This is a genomic window from Nonomuraea insulae (genome assembly GCF_042656245.1).
In genome coordinates this window covers 209,742-225,672 of the sequence record NZ_JBHSPA010000055.1, presented here as the reverse complement: position 1 = coordinate 225,672, position 15,931 = coordinate 209,742, and the positions used below count along the sequence as shown (strand labels likewise).

Here is a 15,931-nt window from a genome sequence, read left to right as displayed (position 1 = left end):
TGGGGGCCTAACGGGCGAGGGGGGAGGGTGCATGGAGCAGTGCGGTCGCCGCCGTGCGGGCATCGCGAGCCGCGTCGCCGGTGTTGTCGACCAGGCCGCGTGCCTTAACCCCGTCGTACAACACCAGGAGTTGCCGGGCCAGAGCGGCCGGCTCTGCGGCGTCTGCCCTGGTGGCCAGCTGTTCGAAGAGCGCCAGCATGCGCTGGTCATGAGTGGCCAGAGCGTGGTGGGCGGGATGGTCGGCCGACAGGAAGGCCGCGGCGCTGTTCACCAGGATGCAGCCGTGGTAGGCGGGGTCGGGCAGGCTTGCCGCCAGCAGGTCGAACGGTGCCAGCAGTTGTGCCAGGGGGTCGCCGTCGCGTCGTTCCAGCTCGGCGTCGAGTTCGGTGAACCATTCCTCGCACGCCGAGGTGAGCACGGTGCCGATCAGCTCGTCCTTGGACTTGAAGTGGGCGTAAACGGTCGGTTTGGCGACGTTCGCGCGCTCGGTGACGGCGTCGATCGAGACGCCGTAGCCGTCGGCGTAGAACAGCTCACGGGCGGCTTTCAGCAGCCGGTCGCGAGCGGGTGACGTGCGCGACATGTGGCCATTCTAACCGGTCAGTTCAGTCTGTTATTATCCCTACCTCCAGGGGACGCTGGGGTATTCGCCGCTCCAGGCGGGGCTGGCCTTCGTTCCGTACGCTCTCGGCTTCGGACTGCTCAGCCTGACCTGGAACCGTTATCCGCGGCGGCTGCAGAGCGTCTTGCCGGTCGTGGGTCCGATCGTGTTCGCGGTCGGCGCGAGCCTGCTGGTGCTCATCTCCCGTGCGGAGTGGCGGCCGTTCGGGTCCGTGCCGCTGCTGCTCCTGGCCGGGGCCGGACACGCCGCCGGGTACAGTCCGCTGATCGCGCGGATCTCGTCTCTGGTGGAGCCGCGGCTGGCGTCGGCGATCTCGGCGCTGAACGCCACCGGTCCCGTGCTGGCGGAGGTGGCGGCGGTCGCCGGGCTCGGAAGCGTCTACTTCGCGGCGCCCTCCTCCGCCGACGGTCTGCTGCGGGTGGTCATCGCCGTCGCCGTGCTTCTGGTGATCAGTACGTTGTGCGCCACCCTGGTCATGAGAGAAACCGCCGGGGACGCCCCGGCGGTTCCGCAGGGTCAGCGTACGTAGATGTCAGGGCGGGCCGGCGCCGTCATGCGGTCGCCGATGAAGAAGCTCGTGTGCGGGGGCTGGTTGTAGGCGGTGTTCTGCCAGGCCACCGAGACGCGGTAGAGCGGGTCGTGCATCAGGGTGTAGATGCGGCGGTCCGTCGGCGTGGGGGTGGAGTAGACGCGCAGGGCGCGGTTGTCGCTGGTGGGCCAGACGACCTCCTCGCGCCAGTCGCCGAACAGGTCGGCCGAGAGCGAGGGCGTGGCCTTGGTGCCGTTGTTGGAGTGTACGCCGGAGGCCGTCAGGAGGCGGGTGTCGGAGCTGGTGCCGTACTTGTCGATTCTGGTCTGGTCGAGCAGCTCCCTGACCGGGTCGGCGTCCCACCAGGCAAGGAAGTTCATCGAGGACGGCTTGCGGCCGGCGGTGTTGCCGGTGACGCTGCGCAGGTTGCCGTCGGCGGCCGACCAGAACTCGCCGGCCGCCCTGACCGTCGAGATGTCCCCGGCCACGCCGCGGCCGTTGTCGGAGCCCGAGGCGGTGGACCAGAGGATCGAGCCGTTGCGCGGGTCGATGTAGAGCGAGCCGGGCTGGGAGGTGGACTCGCTGACCTTGAAGAATTCGAGGCCGGCCCTGGCGGGGTCGAAGTCGCCCAGGTGCTGGGCGTCGCCGTGGCCGGTGCGGGTGCTCCACATGCCGGTGCCGTTGTCGTTCACGGCCATGGCGCCGTAGACGATCTCGTCGCGGCCGTCGGCGTCCACGTCGCCGACGGACAGGCTGTGGCTGCCCTGTCCGGCGTACTGCGAGCCGGCCGAGTTGCTGTCGAACGTCCACCGCTTGGTGAGCGTGCCGTTGCGGAAGTCCCAGGCGGCGATGACGCTGCGGGTGTAGTAGCCGCGGGCCATGATCAGGGAGGGGCGTTCGCCGTCCAGGTACGCCGTCCCGGCCAGGAACCGGTCGACGCGGTTGCCGTAGTTGTCGCCCCAGGAGGAGACCGTGCCGCGCGGCGGGTCGTAGTTGACGGTGGACATCGCGGCGCCGGTCTGGCCGTTGAACATGGTCAGGAACTCGGGGCCGCTGAGCACGTACCCGCTGGAGTTGCGGTAGTCGGCGCTGGAACTGCCGATCACCGTGCCGCGGCCGTCCTTGCTGCCGTCGGCGGTCTTCATGGCGACCTCGGCCCGGCCGTCGCCGTCGTAGTCGTACACCTGGAACTGCGTGTAGTGGGCGCCGGCGCGGATGTTGCGGCCCAGGTCGATGCGCCACAACCGGGTGCCGTCCAGCCGGTACGCGTCCACGAACACGTTGCCGGTGTAGCCGGACTGGGAGTTGTCCTTGGCGTTCGACGGGTCCCATTTCAGGACGATCTCGTACTGACCGTCGCCGTCCATGTCGCCCACGCTGGCGTCGTTGGCGCTGTAGGTGTAGCTGACCCCGTCAGGGGTCGTGCCTCCGGACGGGGGCTGGATGGGCACGTCCAGGTATGGGCCGCCGGTGAAGCGCAGGGAGCCGGGGGAGGCGGCCTGCTCGGTTCCTCCGACGACGGCCCGCACGGTGTAGGAGGAGTCGGCGGCGGCGCCGTTGTCCAGGTAGTTGGTGGAGGTGGTGAGCCCCGAGGCGACCCTGGTCGAGCCCCGGTAGAGGTTGAAGGAGACGCCGTCGGGATCGGTGCCGAGCCACCTCCATGACACCAGGTTGCCGGAGCCGGAGCGGACGCTGATCAGTCCTCGGTCCAGGTCCTCCATCTGCTTCGTGGGTGGCGCCGCCTGGGCGGGGGCTGCGGGGATCGCGGCCAGGGCCAGTACGGCGGCCGCGACGGCCAGGTGTAAGCGCATGGTGGGTCCTTTCGCTTGGTAAGCGCTTTCCCAACGGGCAAAAAGAAAGTTTCATGGTGCGGTGATAGCGCTAACAGGCCCACGCGGAGAACGGCAGCGCTGGAAAGTGCTACCCGACCTGCGGGGATGGTCACAGGAGCTCCTTCGGGGCGACAAGGGTGACGGGGTCGGCGCCAGGGCGTATTAAAGCCAGGAGGCCGGTGATCCGCAAGGCTCTAGGAACGCCGTTCCCAGAGAACCTCGCCGTCCTCCCACCGCTCCGTGGGATGCAGGCCGGCCGCGGTGGCGACGGCCGCTGAGGCCGCGTGGCCGGGGTGGATGTGCGCCACGATGGTGTCGATCTCCTGCTCCATGAGCCGGCCGACCAGGGCCGTGGCGGCGGCGCCGGCCAGGCCGCGGCCCTGCCACGGCGTGCCGATCACCCACGCGACCTCCGCGGTGCGCTCGTCGATCGTGGCCTGCACGTAGCCGACGAGCCGCTTCTCGGCGCGCAGCCAGATCACCCAGTTGCGCCAGCCGGGCGGCCCGGAGACCAGCCGTTCGTAGCGGAGGGCCAGCTCCTGCGCGGTGAGCGGCGCGCCACCGGTGAACCTGTGCAGGGCCGGGTCGGAGAGCACGACCGCCATCTCCTCGGCGTGCTCGGCACGCAGGGGGAGGAGGACGAGGGCCGGTGTCTCGATGGTGTCCACGTGGAGCTCCCGACATGTGGCGCGGTCGGCAGATATTGGCTGCGGGGTGGTGACAACGAAGCGCTCTAGGCCCAGGACAGGGCGGAGAGGAACCTTGCAGGGAGACCCTACAGGGAGAAGTCCCATGGATCCTGCGCAGATTCCGGTTCCCGGTGAGCGGACGTCCGAGACGATCCGCCGCATCAGAGATGAAGGAGGGCCGGTTTGTCCCATCGAGCTTCCCGGCAAGGTCGGGGCCTGGCTGGTGAGCTCGTACGACCTGGTGAACGAGGTGCTCATCAACGACAGCACGCTCTACAGCAAGAACTCGAGCAACTACACCGCGCTGCACGACGGCACCATCCCTCCCGACTGGCCGATCCGGCAGGTCATCGGGGGTGATCACCTGCTGACCAAGGACGGCGAGGACCATCGGCGCCTGCGCAGTCTCATCGGCCGTGCCTTCACCCCGGGCCGCGTGGAGGCGATGGCACCGCGCATCCAGGAGCTCACCGACGATCTGCTCGACCAGATGGCCGGGGCCGGCGACGTGGTGGATCTCGTACGGCACTTCAGCGAGCCTCTGCCCATCGCGGTGATCTGCGAGTTGTTCGGCGTGCCCGAGAAGGAGCGTAACCAGATCCGCCAGTGGACGAACGTGCTGCTGTCGCACACCGCCACCCCGGAGGAGGCGGGGGCGGTCGGGCAGGCGCTGCTCGCCTATCTCGCCGCCTTCATCGAGCGCAAGCGCGGCCTTTCCGACGACGACCTCACCTCCAGGCTCATCCGGGTGCAGGAGAACGACGGCGACCGGCTGTCCGACGACGAGATGTTGTGGATCCTGTGGCTGGTGCTCATCGCCGGTCACGAGACGACCGTTCACCTGATCGCGAACACGGTCATCGCTCTCGCCTCCGACCCCGGTCAACTGGCCGAGGTACACAAGCGCGACTCCTGGGCGCAGGTGGTGGAGGAGGCGCTGCGCAGCCGCAACTCGGTGGTCAGCGTGCTGTTCCGCTACCCGAGACAGGACGTGCGACTGGCCGGGACCACCGTTCCCGCCGGGGAACCGATCATGGTCGGGCTCTCCGGGGCGGGCACGGACCCGGACAGGTTCGGCGCGAACGCCGCGCGGTTCGACGTCGAGCGTGAGCCGGAGGCGCATCTCGGCTTCGGCCGTGGGCCGCACTTCTGCCTGGGCGCGCCGCTGGCCAGGCTGGAGGTACGGATCGCGCTGTCGTCGTTGTTCACCCGGTTCCCCGGGCTGCGGCTGGCCGTCGGCGAGAACGAGGTCGCCTACACCTCCTCGCTCATCACCGAGGGCCCGATGGAGCTGCCGGTATTACTCCGGTGAGCACATCCTGGATCACCGGCGCCGGTTCGCGGGGCGGCGCCGAGCCTTCAGAGCATTGCCTCAAGGAGCCTGGCGACCAGGGGGTTCGTGTCGTCCCGGCGCCAGGCCGCGGCCACGCTCGTCCGTACGTCGTCCGGCGCGACCCCGCGGAAGGCGACGCCCCTGAGCCGGATCCGCCGGATGCCCGCGGGCGCCAGTGAGACGCCGAGACCGGCCTCGACCAGCGCGCACACGGTCTGCCACTCCACCGCGTGCTGCGCGACCTCCGGCGTGAACCCCGCCGCCCGGCACATCCCGACGATCCGGTCGTGCAGCCCCGGCCCGTGATCGCGCGGCAGGAGCACGAAAGGCTCGCCGGCCAGCCGGGCGAGCTCGACTGTGCGCCCCGCCGCCAGTGGATGCGCGGCGGGCAGCACGGCCACGAACGGCTCGCTCAGCACGGTCGAGAACCCCAGCTCCGGCTCGTCGTCCGGCGGCTCCCGCAGCAGGCCGACGTCGATCCGCCGGTCGTGCAGGGCGGCGATCTGCGGCGCCGTGGTCATCTCGTGGATCTCGATGCGTACGCCGGGGAAGCGCTCCCGGTAGGTGTTCAGCCGGGCAGTATTAGACATATCTCTGCTGGTCGCCGTAGCGTTCGGCGCGTGACAGAGCGACGCGCGATCCTCAGCGGTTCCACGTTCGAGGAGCAGATCGGGTACGCCCGCGCCGTGGTGGACGGCGACTGGGTGCACGTCTCGGGGACAACTGGCTTCGATTACACGACGATGACGATCTCCGACGACGTGGTGGAGCAGGCGCGGCAGTGCCTGCGTAACATCGGCTCGGCCCTGACGGAGGCGGGGTGCGGCTTCTCCGACGTCGTACGCGTGCGCTACCTCCTGCCGGACCGCGCCGACTTCGAGCCCTGCTGGCCGGTCCTGCGCGAGTGCTTCGGCGGGGTACGCCCGGCCGCGACGATGATGATGTGCGGTCTGGCCGATCCGCGGATGAAGATCGAAATCGAGGTGTACGCGCGGCGGTCGGTTGCGTGATGATCTTCCTATGCGACAGCCGTACAACGTGGTGGTGTTCATCTTCCGAGCCGGCGAGTACGCCGTCCTCCAGCGGGCCGACGACGGCTGCTGGCAGGGCGTGAGCGGCGGGGTCGAAGAGGGGGAGGACCTGGTGGCGGCGGCCCGCCGCGAGAGCGCCGAGGAGGCGGGTCTGGCGGGACCGCTCTACAAGCTGGACATGGTCAGCGGCGTGGAGAAGGAGTGCTTCGCCGCCGCCGCGCACTGGCCCGAGGATCTCTACATCGTGTCCAAGCACTACTTCGCCATGGACGCCACGGGCCAGGGCGAGATCGTGCTGTCCGACGAGCACCGGGCGGTGCGGTGGCTCGCCTACGAGGCGGCGTACGACACCCTGCGTTACGACGACGACAAGACGGCCCTGTGGGAGCTTGACCAGCGCCTGCGCCACCAGGCACTCATCGGCTGAACCTCCCGTCAGTTGAACAGGTCGGTCACGCCGATGGCGTCCATGAGCGAGTCAGGGAACGTACAGGCGGCCGGGTTGTCGGCTGCGGCGGCGGCCGGGTCGGCGGCCGGTGTTTCGCGCCGCCGCACGCCGATGGCGTCGAGGAGTTGCCGCACGCCGATGGCGTCGAGGAGCGTCGTGGGGCTCTGCGCGGGCGCCGGGGCGGGAGCGGGAGCGGCCGGGGCCATGACGCAGGTGGCCGGGTTCGTGGCGAGGAGCGCGCCGGCGAGCTTGGCGATGGAGGCGTCGTCGAGCGTGGCCGTGGACGGCACCGTGACCGGCGCGGTCGTGGAGTGGGAGCAGGCCACCAGCGCCCTGCCGATGATGTCTTCGATCATGGCGCTCTCGGGAGAGACGTCCGCGGGCGAGCTGCCGGAGGGCGCCGGGTTGGGAGCGGCGGCCTGGGCGGGGACGTAGGACGGCCACGTGATCGCGGCGCCGTTGTACGAGATCCCGGGGACGGCGGGCATGCTCAGCGCCGGGGAGAAGAACCCCTGCAGAGAGGTGCTGGCGGCGATCGTGTTCATGAGAGCCCTGATGTCGTCGGCGGTGACGGTGAGCGCCGGCGACGGGGCCGGCCTGGCCGGCGTTTCGTTCGTGCTGAAGACGTGATTGTTGCCGCACCAGAGGGCGGGCCCGTCCGCGGCGTGGGCCGGGCCGGTGGGCGTCAGCAGCATGGCGGAGGCTGCGGTGAATACGGCAACTGCGTGCCTGTACATGGTTCTCCCCAAGGGTGATGATCTAGTTATCGTTGCGATCCGTACCCTTAGTGGTGGTTCAATTACTTCATAGTTGGATCTAGTCCTCTTTACCGGCAGGGAACTGGATTGCGGGAAAGTAGCCGGGGCCCTATTGTCACGATTTGTGAAATCACTGAAGACCGCGGTCCTCGCGTGTGCCCTCGTGGCGCCTTTAGCCGGTACGGCCAACGCATCGGCGGCAGCATACCCCGTAAAACACCCCAAACTCATCGCTAACCCCCTCTATGAGGCGGGCGCTCTGCCGACGACGACCTGTGCGGAGAAGCCGGTCAGGCGCGGCAATGTCAAGCAGGCCCGCGCGTACATCGACGCGGTCATCGCCTGTCTGGGGGAGACCTGGGGAAAACACCTCACCGACGCCGGTCTCACCTATGAGAAGGTGAAGGTGCGGCACATGAACAAGCTGCCAAAGAAGTGGTGTGGCTATGAGACGGACAAAACCGACTCTCAGGGCTGGTATTGCGACAAAACCCGCACACTCGTCTTCCAGGTCGGCAAGTCTTGGGTGAAGGACCCCTCTGACCTCTGGCTGTTCTCCGTCTCCGCCTCTATGTACGGCTACCACATCCAGAACCTCGTCGGCATAGCCGACGCTTATGAAGCGGAGCCCTATGGCAAGAAGGCCGAACTTCATGAGCAGAACCGTCGCAATTCCCTCCAGACGGATTGCCTGGGCGGCGCTTTCATGAAGAGCGTCTGGCCGTTGGAGGGCCGTACGACGAAGGACTGGAATTACCTCATGAAACTGCTCGAGGGTGACGCTCGCGGAGAGGAGCGCCTGTACGGAAAGACGTCCGCCAGGCGCTCCTGGATCAAGCGTGGCTTCGCCACCGGCGACCCCGGTTCGTGCAACACCTGGACGGCCTCGGCCTCGAAGGTGGCCTGACGAAGCTCCCGCGGTGGCCGCCCGGCCGCCGCGGCTCCAGCTAATATGTAAGCACTGTTATATTGCTGGAGAGGAGCCCCCTGTTGCGTCCCCCCATCGAGCCCTACGAGCACGGCCTGCTCGACACCGGCGACGGCAACCTCGTCTACTGGGAGGCCTGCGGCAACCCGGACGGCAAGCCCGTGCTGATCGTCCACGGCGGGCCCGGGTCGGGGTGCTCGGTCAACATGCGCCGTACGTTCGACCCCGAGCGGTTCCGTACCATCCTGTTCGACCAGCGCAACTGCGGCCGCAGCCGGCCGCACGCCAGTGACCCGGCGACCGACCTGACGAGCAACACCACCCATAACCTGATCGCCGACATGGAGCGGTTGCGCGAGCACCTCGGCATCGGCAAGTGGCTGCTGTACGGCGGGTCGTGGGGGTCCACGCTGATCCTGGCCTATGCCGAGACCCATCCCGAGCGGGTGTCGGAGATCATCATCACCGGCGTCACCATGACGCGGCGCTCCGAGACCGACTGGCTCTACCGCGGTGTCGGTCGGTTCTTCCCGCACGAGTGGGAGCGGTTCCGGCAGGGCGTGCCGGAGGCGGAGCGCGACGGCGACCTGCTGGCGGCCTACGCGCGCCTGTTGTCCGACCCCGACCAGAAGGTACGCGAGCAGGCCGCCGTCGACTGGGTCACCTGGGAGGACGCGGTGATCTCGCTGGAGGTCAACGGCAAGCCGAACGCCTACAGCGACCGTCCCGCCGACGCCGTGATGGCGCTGACCCGGATCTGCGCGCACTACTTCTCCAACGACGCCTGGCTGGAGGAGGGTGCGCTGCTGCGCGACGCGGGACGGCTGGCCGGCATCCCCGGCGTGCTGATCCACGGCCGCATGGACATGGGCAGCCCGCTGCTGACGGCGTGGGAGCTGGCCCAGGCCTGGCCGGACGCCGAGCTGGTCGTGGTGGAGGACTCCGGGCACACCGGCAGCGGGACGTTCAGGGACGCCGTCATGGCGGCCGTCGACCGCTTCGCGGACAGCTGAACCTCAGCGTTTCCTGCCGGTGCGCGGGCGCGAAGGCGCTTCGGGGGGAAGCACCTCGACCGACGTCTTGCGGATGTGGTCGTACACCAGCGACGTGCGCACGTCGGCGATGTTGCGGTGCCGCGAGACGTGGTCGAGCACGAAGTCGCGCAGGTGCCCGGCGTCGCGCACGCCGACCTGGATGATGAAGTCGTCCCCGCCCGACACGACGAAGACGGCCAGCGTCTCGGGCAGGGCGGCGACGTAGTCGCGGAAGCCCTCGACGGCCTCGCGGATCTTGGGGTGCAGGCGCACGTTGATCAGCGCCTGCACGGGGCGGCCGATGGCGTCGAGGTTGACCTCGGCGTGGAAGCCCTCGATGACGCCGGCCGAGCGTAGTGAGCGCACCCGCTCCAGGCAGGTCGAGGGGGCGATGCCCAGGCGCTCGGCCAGCTCGCGGTTGGTCTGGCGGCCGTCGCGCTGCAGCTCGGCGAGTATCGTCGCATCTAGTTCGTCCACGTACGCATCTTGGCACGGATTTCCGAATTTCCTTCGGAGATAGGCATCTTGGGTTGTTGGAATGACGGACAAGATGGAAATCTGTTGACGGAATACCGGAGAGGGGATTCGTGGATGCGAGTGCTTGAATGCCGTACAGATCTGCCCACCAAGGAGCTCGCGGTCAAGTGGGTGATCGTGATCGACCGTGACCTGCCGAGGGGGCTGCAGGCGAACGCGGCGGCCTGTCTGGCCGCCTCCACCGGGGTGGCCGTGCCGGAGATCGTCGGGTCGGGCGGCAAGGACGCCGCCGGGCACGCGCACGCCGGGCTGCCCTGGACAGGGTGCACGGTGCTGGCCGCTCCCGGTGCGATCGTGGGGCGGATCAGGGACGACGCCGCCGCCGAGCCCGAGCTGGTGGTCTCCGACATGGCGGCCGTCGCGCAGCGTACGAACGTGTACGACGAGTACCTGGCCGAGCTGGCGCGTACGGAGGAGCCGCCCTACTACGCGGTCAGCCTGTTCGGCCCGAGGGCGATCGTGGAGCGGCTCACCGGTCGGCTGCCACTCCTGCGGTAGCCGAACGGCTGCCGCTGCTGACCCTGTCTTTGTCGGTCGTTGCCGATAACGTTCCGCGCATCGCGGCGGCGCAGGACCGTGGCGTTCGGTGACCACGAAAGGCGGCGGCGTTGGGCTGGCTGGCAGCGGGCGACGGATATGAGGTCGCCCTCATCGATGGCCGGGTGGCCGCGCGGTCCACCTCGGGCCGCGCGGCGGGGCGGCAGCTCAAATCGTTGCCGAAGGCGCTGCGCGACCACCCCGAGGTGGACCGGCTGCGCCGTCTGGAGGAGTGGCTCGCCCGGCACGCCGCGGCGTGCGTCGCCCAGGTGGACACCTGGATGGTGTCGTCGCTGCCGGTCCCGACCGGGCTGCTGGCCCGCGTGTGGCCCGATGAGGCCTGGCAGGCGGCGCTGCGCCACCTGGTCGTGGTGGGCGACGACCCCGACGAGGTCGGGTTCCTGCGTGACGCCATCGCCCCCGGGGAACTGCGGATGGTCAACCTCGACGGCGAGACCGTGCGCCTGTCGCCCGAGACGGTGACGCTGCCCCATCCCGTCCTGCTGCCCGACCTCGACGACCTGCGGGAGTTCGCCGCGGAGCTGGGGCTGACGCAGAAGGTCGAGCAGATCCACCGGGCCACCTGGCGCAAGCCCGCCGAGGTGAGCGGGAGCGAGGTGACGGAGTTCGCCGGCGGCAGATACGCCTCCAGGTTCGGGCTGGCGGCGCGGGCCACACAGCTCGGTTACCGGGTGTCCGGGGGATACGCCACGTGCCGGGTCCGCGATGACGGGCGGATCGCGGAGGCGGCCGTGTGGATCGGGGAGCCGTACTGGGAGGAGGAGGTCCGCACCGGCAACCTGACCTGGCACGACCAGGAGGGCAGGACGCTCCGGCCCGCCGAGGTGGGGCCGGTCGCGTGGTCGGAGGGGATGCGGATGGCCGCGGCGCTGCACGCCGGGCGGCAGGTCGAGGAGGGGTCATGAGCGAGTCGTTGAAGGCCGGCGCCGTGTTGCCCCCGGGATCCCGCTCGGCGGGCGACGAGGCGGTGCCGCTGGTGGCGCGGGCCTACCGGCACCCCGCGCTGGCCGATCGGGTGGTCGTGCGGCTGGTCGCGGAGGAGCTGCGTGCCGCTGAAGACCTGGCGGCCGGGTTCCTCGGGCTGGAACCCGAAGGCGAGCCCGTCGTCGTCGGGCTCGGCCGGCGGCGCTCGCTCGGCTTCCCCGAATGGGTGCTCGCGCGCCACCCCGACGACGGGCACCACGCGCTCGCCATCGTGCCCGAGCTCGAACGCATCGCCAGGCAGGCCAAGTCCAAGCCCAAGACGGCGCTCGACGCCTACCATGCCATCGGCCGCCGGCTCGCCGTGTCCGTGCCGCACTTCCTGCCCACGTTCTACGAACAGGCCGGGCGCGTGTTCATCGGCGTGGAGAACGCCACCTACGCCGGCCAGCTCTTCTCCCACGCGCGCAAGGCCGACGCCGAGCACGGGCTCGGCGTGGACGAGGACCGGCTGGACGCGGTGTTCCTGGAGTTCGCGCTGGCCGGGGCGCTGCCGGTGAAGGCGTTGTCCGCGTACGCGAGGGAGCTGGCCGGGCGGCTGCCCGCCGACGAGGCGCTGCGCCGGTTCGGCCGGCTCTGCCTGCGGCGCACCGCGGGCGGCATGCCGCCCGCGGCCCAGATGGCGCAGGACCTGCGCAGGCTCGCCAGGGCCGCCGGGGCGGACGCCGACGCCGCCGAGCGGGGCTACCTGGCCGAGCTGCTCACCCTGCCCGCCACCCTGCGGGCGCCCACCGGCTGGTGGAGGTCCCACGCGGGCGCCATCGCGGCGCTGGGCAGGCAGGATTCCTCCGTACGCGGCACGCTTCTCGAGCTCATGCCGGAGGCCAGGGATCACGAGCTGGCCGGGGTGTGGCTCGGGATCCTGGAGTCGTCCGGCGCCGCCGATGACCTGGTCGCCGGGCGGGTCAGGCCGCGCGACGGCGCCGCCGGCTGGCTGGGCAGGTTCCTGGCGATGCGTGAGCGGCCCTGGGACCTGCCGCCAGGGCTGCCCGCGTTGCACCCGCTGATCGAGCGGCTGGCCCCTTCGCTGAGGGCTGAGACCGGGGCACTGGCGGTGCCACATGACGTGGACGTGCTCGACCTGCTGCTCGCCCTCGGCCTCCCCGTGGCCGATCCCGATCGGCACACCTCGCTCCCGCTCGCGGACTGGGCGCGGGGCGAGGAGCGGCGCGACCTGGTCGCCTTGGCGGCCGATCCTCGTTTCCGTGACGCCTTCCAGCGCGGCGCCGACGCCTTCGGCGACCACGAACGCGACCGGCAGGCCCTCCGGCTGCTGGCCGGCTCACCCGGCGGGCGGCCGATGCTGGCCGAGTGGATGCGCGAGGTGGCGCGGCGGTCGTCGGCCGCCGGGCTGCCCGAACTGCCCGACGCCTTGCGGCGGCTGGCCTGGCTGCCCGGCGAGGCGCTGGTGCTGGCCGAGGACGAGGTGCGCGCCGTGGCCGCCACCGACGTCGCCGAGACGCTCGCCCGCACGCTGCGGGCCGGGCTGATCGACGAGCTGAGCTGGCCGGCCTGGGAGGAGGCGGTCGCGAGCCTGGTGCCCAAGGAGAACGCCGGCGGCCTCGTGGTGTCCGAGGCCTGGCCGCACCTGGTCGTCGCCGGGGCCGCCCAGGTTCGCGTGCTCGGCCCCGAGGGGGTCGCGCTCACCCACGACCTGCGCGTGCCGGCCGATGACGCGTGGAGCATCCCCAGCTTCCACTATGTGGACGGCGAGCTGCTGGTCTACTGGCGCTCGCAGGAGCTGGGGCAGCGGTTGCGCGGCTACTGGCACACCGATCCCGGCCGCCTGCGGCCGCTGGAAGGCCAGCACGTCCGCGGCGCGCGGATGGACTGGTACCGGGGCTCCGAGTTCGTCACCCTGGCCCTGCCCGGGGGCGGGCGGACGACCGGGCACGCCGTCCTGCGGCCGGGCGACACGGCGGTTCCGGAAGAGCGGGCGGTGCTCACCGACGGCTCCTCCTCCTGGGTGTGGGACGACTCCTCCTGGCACGAGTTCGACCCTCTTACCGGGGAGCAGGGCCGCAAGAGTCTGCCCCGGTTCTTCGCCGACGCGCTGAGCACGGCTCCCGAGGGGAGTTCGTTCCTCGGCGGGTGGCTGCTGCCCGTGGCGGACGGCCTGCTCGGCTGGCGGGTCGTACGCCTGCCCGATGGCTCCAGGCGGGGAGAGGACGGCGCCGGGCTCACGGTCACCGTGCCGGCCGGCTCCCGGTCGCCGATCCGGGGAGTGCTCTTCCCCGGCGCCGAGCGGGCCTGCGCCGTCGTTCAAGGGGGTTACCAGCTGCTCCTGGTCGATCCCGACGGGGTGGTCACCTCCACGGTCAGGACCGACGCGAGGCCCGGTGCGTTCGGCATGGGGACGGCCATGCTGCCGCCCTCGCGTTACTGGAACCATCTGGAGCCTCGCGACCCCGAGGGCTCCGCGCTTCTGCGCCGGATCGACAGGGACACCGCGGCAGCGCTGCTGAAGGCGGCCGAGCCGGGCGATGACGACGTCAGGGCACTGCTGCCGGGGCTGAGCCACGAGGGGCTGCTGGCGGGCGTCGCCGGGGTCGCGCGGTTCGCCGCCACGCAGCAGGAGTCGCTACGCGGGATCGTGATCAGGCTCGCCGAGGCGCTCTCCGGCGACCAGCGGCCGCAGGCGGCTCCCGGGCCCAGCGACGGGCTGATGCGCGAGGCGCTGAGCGGGCTGGCCGGCGACGACGGCAACGCGCGGAGCGTCGACGGCGTCTTCCGTCAGATCCGGGCCGTCGAGCAGGCGCTGGTCGCCGAGGGCCCGCCGCCTGGGGGGCACCATCTGGATCTGCGTGAGCTGGAGGAGGCCGGGGTTCGCTGGATACCGGTGCTCGACCATCCCGAGGCCCTGGCCTTCCGGGCGGCCGGTCGGGAACACGGTGAGGTGCTGCGTGCGCTGCTCGCCGAGCTGGACGAGCGCGGGCTGCCCGTTTCGGCCGGGCCCGCCCGGTGGCGCAGGATGTCGCTCTACCTCCACGAGCGGCACCTGATCAAGCCGGGCAGGACGTGGTACACCGGCACTCTGCTCGCGGTGCTGCCCTTGGGTCAGGGGGCGTTCATCGCGTTCCTGAGCGTGCTGGAATACGGCGACTCGGGGGTCACGTGGGAGGTGTTGTTCCATGATCCGGCCGGGGCGTTCGAGGTGCCCGAGCCGTACACCGTCAGGTCCTCCGACCCCGTGTTCGCGGCGAGGCCGGTGGGGTGGGTGCGGGAGTTCCTCGCCGAGCTGGACGCGCGTGGGCCCGTGCCGTGGCGGGCGGAGGACTGCGCGGAGTTCGCCCGGTTGACCGGGGTGTCGCTGACCGTCGCGAAGCTGGTGGTGGCCGGGATGCCGGGTTTGGATACGTACGAGCGGGGGTTTCTGAGCAAACAGGAGCGCGCGACGCTCGACGTGAAGATGACCGACGCCGCCGTCGCCAAGGAGGAGCTTCGACTGCTTGACGTACGCGTGCGGTGGGCGGTCGTGGCGGCACTGCTGCCTCAGGACATCGCCAGGTTGTGGACGGACGGGCCCGACGTGGCCGCCGCGGCCGAGGTGTGGAACGCCCAGGTCGGGCCGCAGACGCCGGTGCCCGAATGGCTGCTCGGGGAGGCGACCCGCGCGCTCAGGACGGACTGGGACGCCGGTCAGGCCCTGCGCGCCCTCATCGATCCCGCCGCCGCGCCCGAGCTGAGCCGGGACCTGGCCTGGACGCTTCGCGACGACAGGGCCGCGCCGGAGGATGAGGACGCTCCCGGGTTCACCGGGGTCACGCTGCTCACGGCGGTGCGCATGATCGCGTGGCTGGCCCACCGGCTGCCCGTGGGCGATCCGGTCAGGGCCGCGCTGCCCGGGGCGCTGGCGGCGGTCCATGAGCGGCTGGCCTGCTCGGGGCTGCTGCTCGACCTCGATCGGTACGTCGAACTGCCCGCGTTCACGAAGGTCGCGGGGGCGCCGACCGAGACCGGTGAGGGGTTCGTACGTTATGGGTGTCTCATCCTCTCCACCTACGACGACCGGCCGTCGCCGGCGATCTCCGCCTCGCTGTACGACCCCGAGGATCCCTATCTGCGGGCCCTGCTCGGGTTCGAGGAGACGGTCCCCGTCGTGGTCGCCCTGCGTACGGTCCACGACCCGCGCTTCGCCGCCCTGCTCGCCGAGACCGGGCCCGGTTCCGCCGAGTGGTGGCCGCAGGATCCCACGCGGTCGGTGCCCGAACTGGTCGCCGAGGTGGCCGGTGCTCATGGGCTGGGTGAGGACGCCGCGGCCCTGTATCTGATGGTGCTGGCGATGCCGGATCCGAGCGATCGCAACGTCGTCAGGTGGACCGGGTGGAAGCCCGCCCGGTTCAAGGCCGCCCGCGCCGAGCTGGCCGCGACCTCCCTCGTCGTGGAGGCCGGCAGGAGCCGGGCCGGTCGCACGTTGTTCCTGCCCGGGGACTGGGCGGAGCTCCGCTCGCCGGCTCTGCCCGTGGAGGGGTGGAAGCTCGCCATGTTCGACGTCTGTCCCGGCACGCCGCTGGTGCCCAGTGAGCCTGTCGCGGCCCTCTACGCGAGGGCGTGGGGGCGGGTGCGTGAAGGCGACGCTCCCCGGTTCGAGGAGCTCAGGGTCGGGCGTGCCGCACGGCGTCGTTGAATTCCACCACTTATAAGGACTTTT

The 15,931-nt window shown here is 70.6% G+C and carries 15 protein-coding genes; 9 read left to right on the top strand and 6 right to left on the bottom strand.

The genetic code is table 11. The annotated features are described in order from the left end of the window. Positions 1-7: 7 nt before the first annotated feature. Complete coding sequence (locus ACFPZ3_RS42635; protein ID WP_379520068.1) at positions 8-583, bottom strand: TetR/AcrR family transcriptional regulator; 576 nt, start codon at positions 581-583, stop codon at positions 8-10. A gap of 172 nt (positions 584-755) precedes the next feature. Between ACFPZ3_RS42635 and ACFPZ3_RS42630 the strand changes: the two genes are divergently transcribed. After that, entirely contained in the window at positions 756-1,151 is a 396-nt protein-coding gene (locus ACFPZ3_RS42630; RefSeq protein ID WP_379520067.1) for a hypothetical protein, read from the top strand. Here ACFPZ3_RS42630 and ACFPZ3_RS42625 read toward each other — a convergent pair. Both ACFPZ3_RS42625 and ACFPZ3_RS42620 read right to left on the bottom strand, forming a co-directional pair. Continuing rightward, a complete protein-coding gene (locus tag ACFPZ3_RS42625) occupies positions 1,139-2,962 on the bottom strand; it encodes a rhamnogalacturonan lyase (protein ID WP_379520066.1) in 1,824 nt (607 codons plus the stop codon). The two genes, ACFPZ3_RS42630 and ACFPZ3_RS42625, sit on opposite strands and share 13 nt — an antisense overlap. A 215-nt stretch (positions 2,963-3,177) precedes the next feature. Further along, the gene (locus ACFPZ3_RS42620; protein ID WP_379520065.1) at positions 3,178-3,651 is read right to left on the bottom strand and encodes a GNAT family N-acetyltransferase; all 474 of its coding nucleotides are present in this window, start codon (positions 3,649-3,651) and stop codon (positions 3,178-3,180) included. A 124-nt stretch (positions 3,652-3,775) separates the two neighbouring features. Here ACFPZ3_RS42620 and ACFPZ3_RS42615 point away from each other — a divergent pair, with 124 nt between their 5' ends. Then, positions 3,776-4,984, top strand: coding sequence for a cytochrome P450 family protein (locus tag ACFPZ3_RS42615; protein ID WP_379520064.1), 1,209 nt, complete (start codon positions 3,776-3,778; stop codon positions 4,982-4,984). Between the two features lie 47 nt (positions 4,985-5,031). Here ACFPZ3_RS42615 and ACFPZ3_RS42610 read toward each other — a convergent pair whose 3' ends face one another. Beyond that, positions 5,032-5,595: a LysR family substrate-binding domain-containing protein gene (locus ACFPZ3_RS42610; protein ID WP_379520063.1), complete on the bottom strand. Its 564-nt coding sequence runs from the start codon at positions 5,593-5,595 to the stop codon at positions 5,032-5,034. Positions 5,596-5,625: 30 nt separating this feature from the next. Between ACFPZ3_RS42610 and ACFPZ3_RS42605 the strand changes: the two genes are divergently transcribed. After that, positions 5,626-6,015 (top strand): RidA family protein, encoded by a 390-nt coding sequence (locus ACFPZ3_RS42605; RefSeq protein ID WP_379520062.1) that lies wholly within the window; start codon positions 5,626-5,628, stop codon positions 6,013-6,015. Positions 6,016-6,025: 10 nt separating this feature from the next. Further along, entirely contained in the window at positions 6,026-6,463 is a 438-nt protein-coding gene (locus tag ACFPZ3_RS42600; RefSeq protein WP_379520061.1) for an NUDIX hydrolase, read from the top strand. 8 nt (positions 6,464-6,471) lie between these two features. Here ACFPZ3_RS42600 and ACFPZ3_RS42595 read toward each other — a convergent pair whose 3' ends face one another. After that, entirely contained in the window at positions 6,472-7,221 is a 750-nt protein-coding gene (locus ACFPZ3_RS42595) for a hypothetical protein (protein WP_379520060.1), read from the bottom strand. A gap of 145 nt (positions 7,222-7,366) precedes the next feature. On the opposite strand from ACFPZ3_RS42595, the gene ACFPZ3_RS42590 reads away from it, so the two are divergent. Further along, a complete protein-coding gene (locus ACFPZ3_RS42590) occupies positions 7,367-8,149 on the top strand; it encodes a neutral zinc metallopeptidase (RefSeq protein ID WP_379520059.1) in 783 nt (260 codons plus the stop codon). 83 nt (positions 8,150-8,232) lie between these two features. Continuing rightward, a complete protein-coding gene (pip, locus tag ACFPZ3_RS42585; RefSeq protein WP_379520058.1) occupies positions 8,233-9,183 on the top strand; it encodes a prolyl aminopeptidase in 951 nt (316 codons plus the stop codon). Between the two features lie 3 nt (positions 9,184-9,186). Here pip and ACFPZ3_RS42580 read toward each other — a convergent pair whose 3' ends face one another. Next, positions 9,187-9,681, bottom strand: coding sequence for an Lrp/AsnC family transcriptional regulator (locus ACFPZ3_RS42580; RefSeq protein WP_379520057.1), 495 nt, complete (start codon positions 9,679-9,681; stop codon positions 9,187-9,189). A 114-nt stretch (positions 9,682-9,795) separates the two neighbouring features. Between ACFPZ3_RS42580 and ACFPZ3_RS42575 the strand changes: the two genes are divergently transcribed. From ACFPZ3_RS42575 to ACFPZ3_RS42565, 3 genes are all read left to right on the top strand, one after another. Beyond that, positions 9,796-10,239 carry a DUF2000 domain-containing protein gene (locus ACFPZ3_RS42575; RefSeq protein WP_379520056.1) on the top strand — a complete coding sequence of 148 codons (444 nt, stop codon included), beginning with the start codon at positions 9,796-9,798 and terminating at the stop codon, positions 10,237-10,239. A gap of 110 nt (positions 10,240-10,349) precedes the next feature. Next, on the top strand, positions 10,350-11,204 hold the full coding sequence (locus tag ACFPZ3_RS42570; RefSeq protein WP_379520055.1) for a DUF4132 domain-containing protein: 855 nt from the start codon (positions 10,350-10,352) through the stop codon (positions 11,202-11,204). Beyond that, on the top strand, positions 11,201-15,907 hold the full coding sequence (locus tag ACFPZ3_RS42565; protein ID WP_379520054.1) for a DNA-binding protein: 4,707 nt from the start codon (positions 11,201-11,203) through the stop codon (positions 15,905-15,907). The genes ACFPZ3_RS42570 and ACFPZ3_RS42565 overlap by 4 nt, the downstream gene beginning before the upstream one ends. The last annotated feature ends 24 nt before the right edge of the window (positions 15,908-15,931 follow it).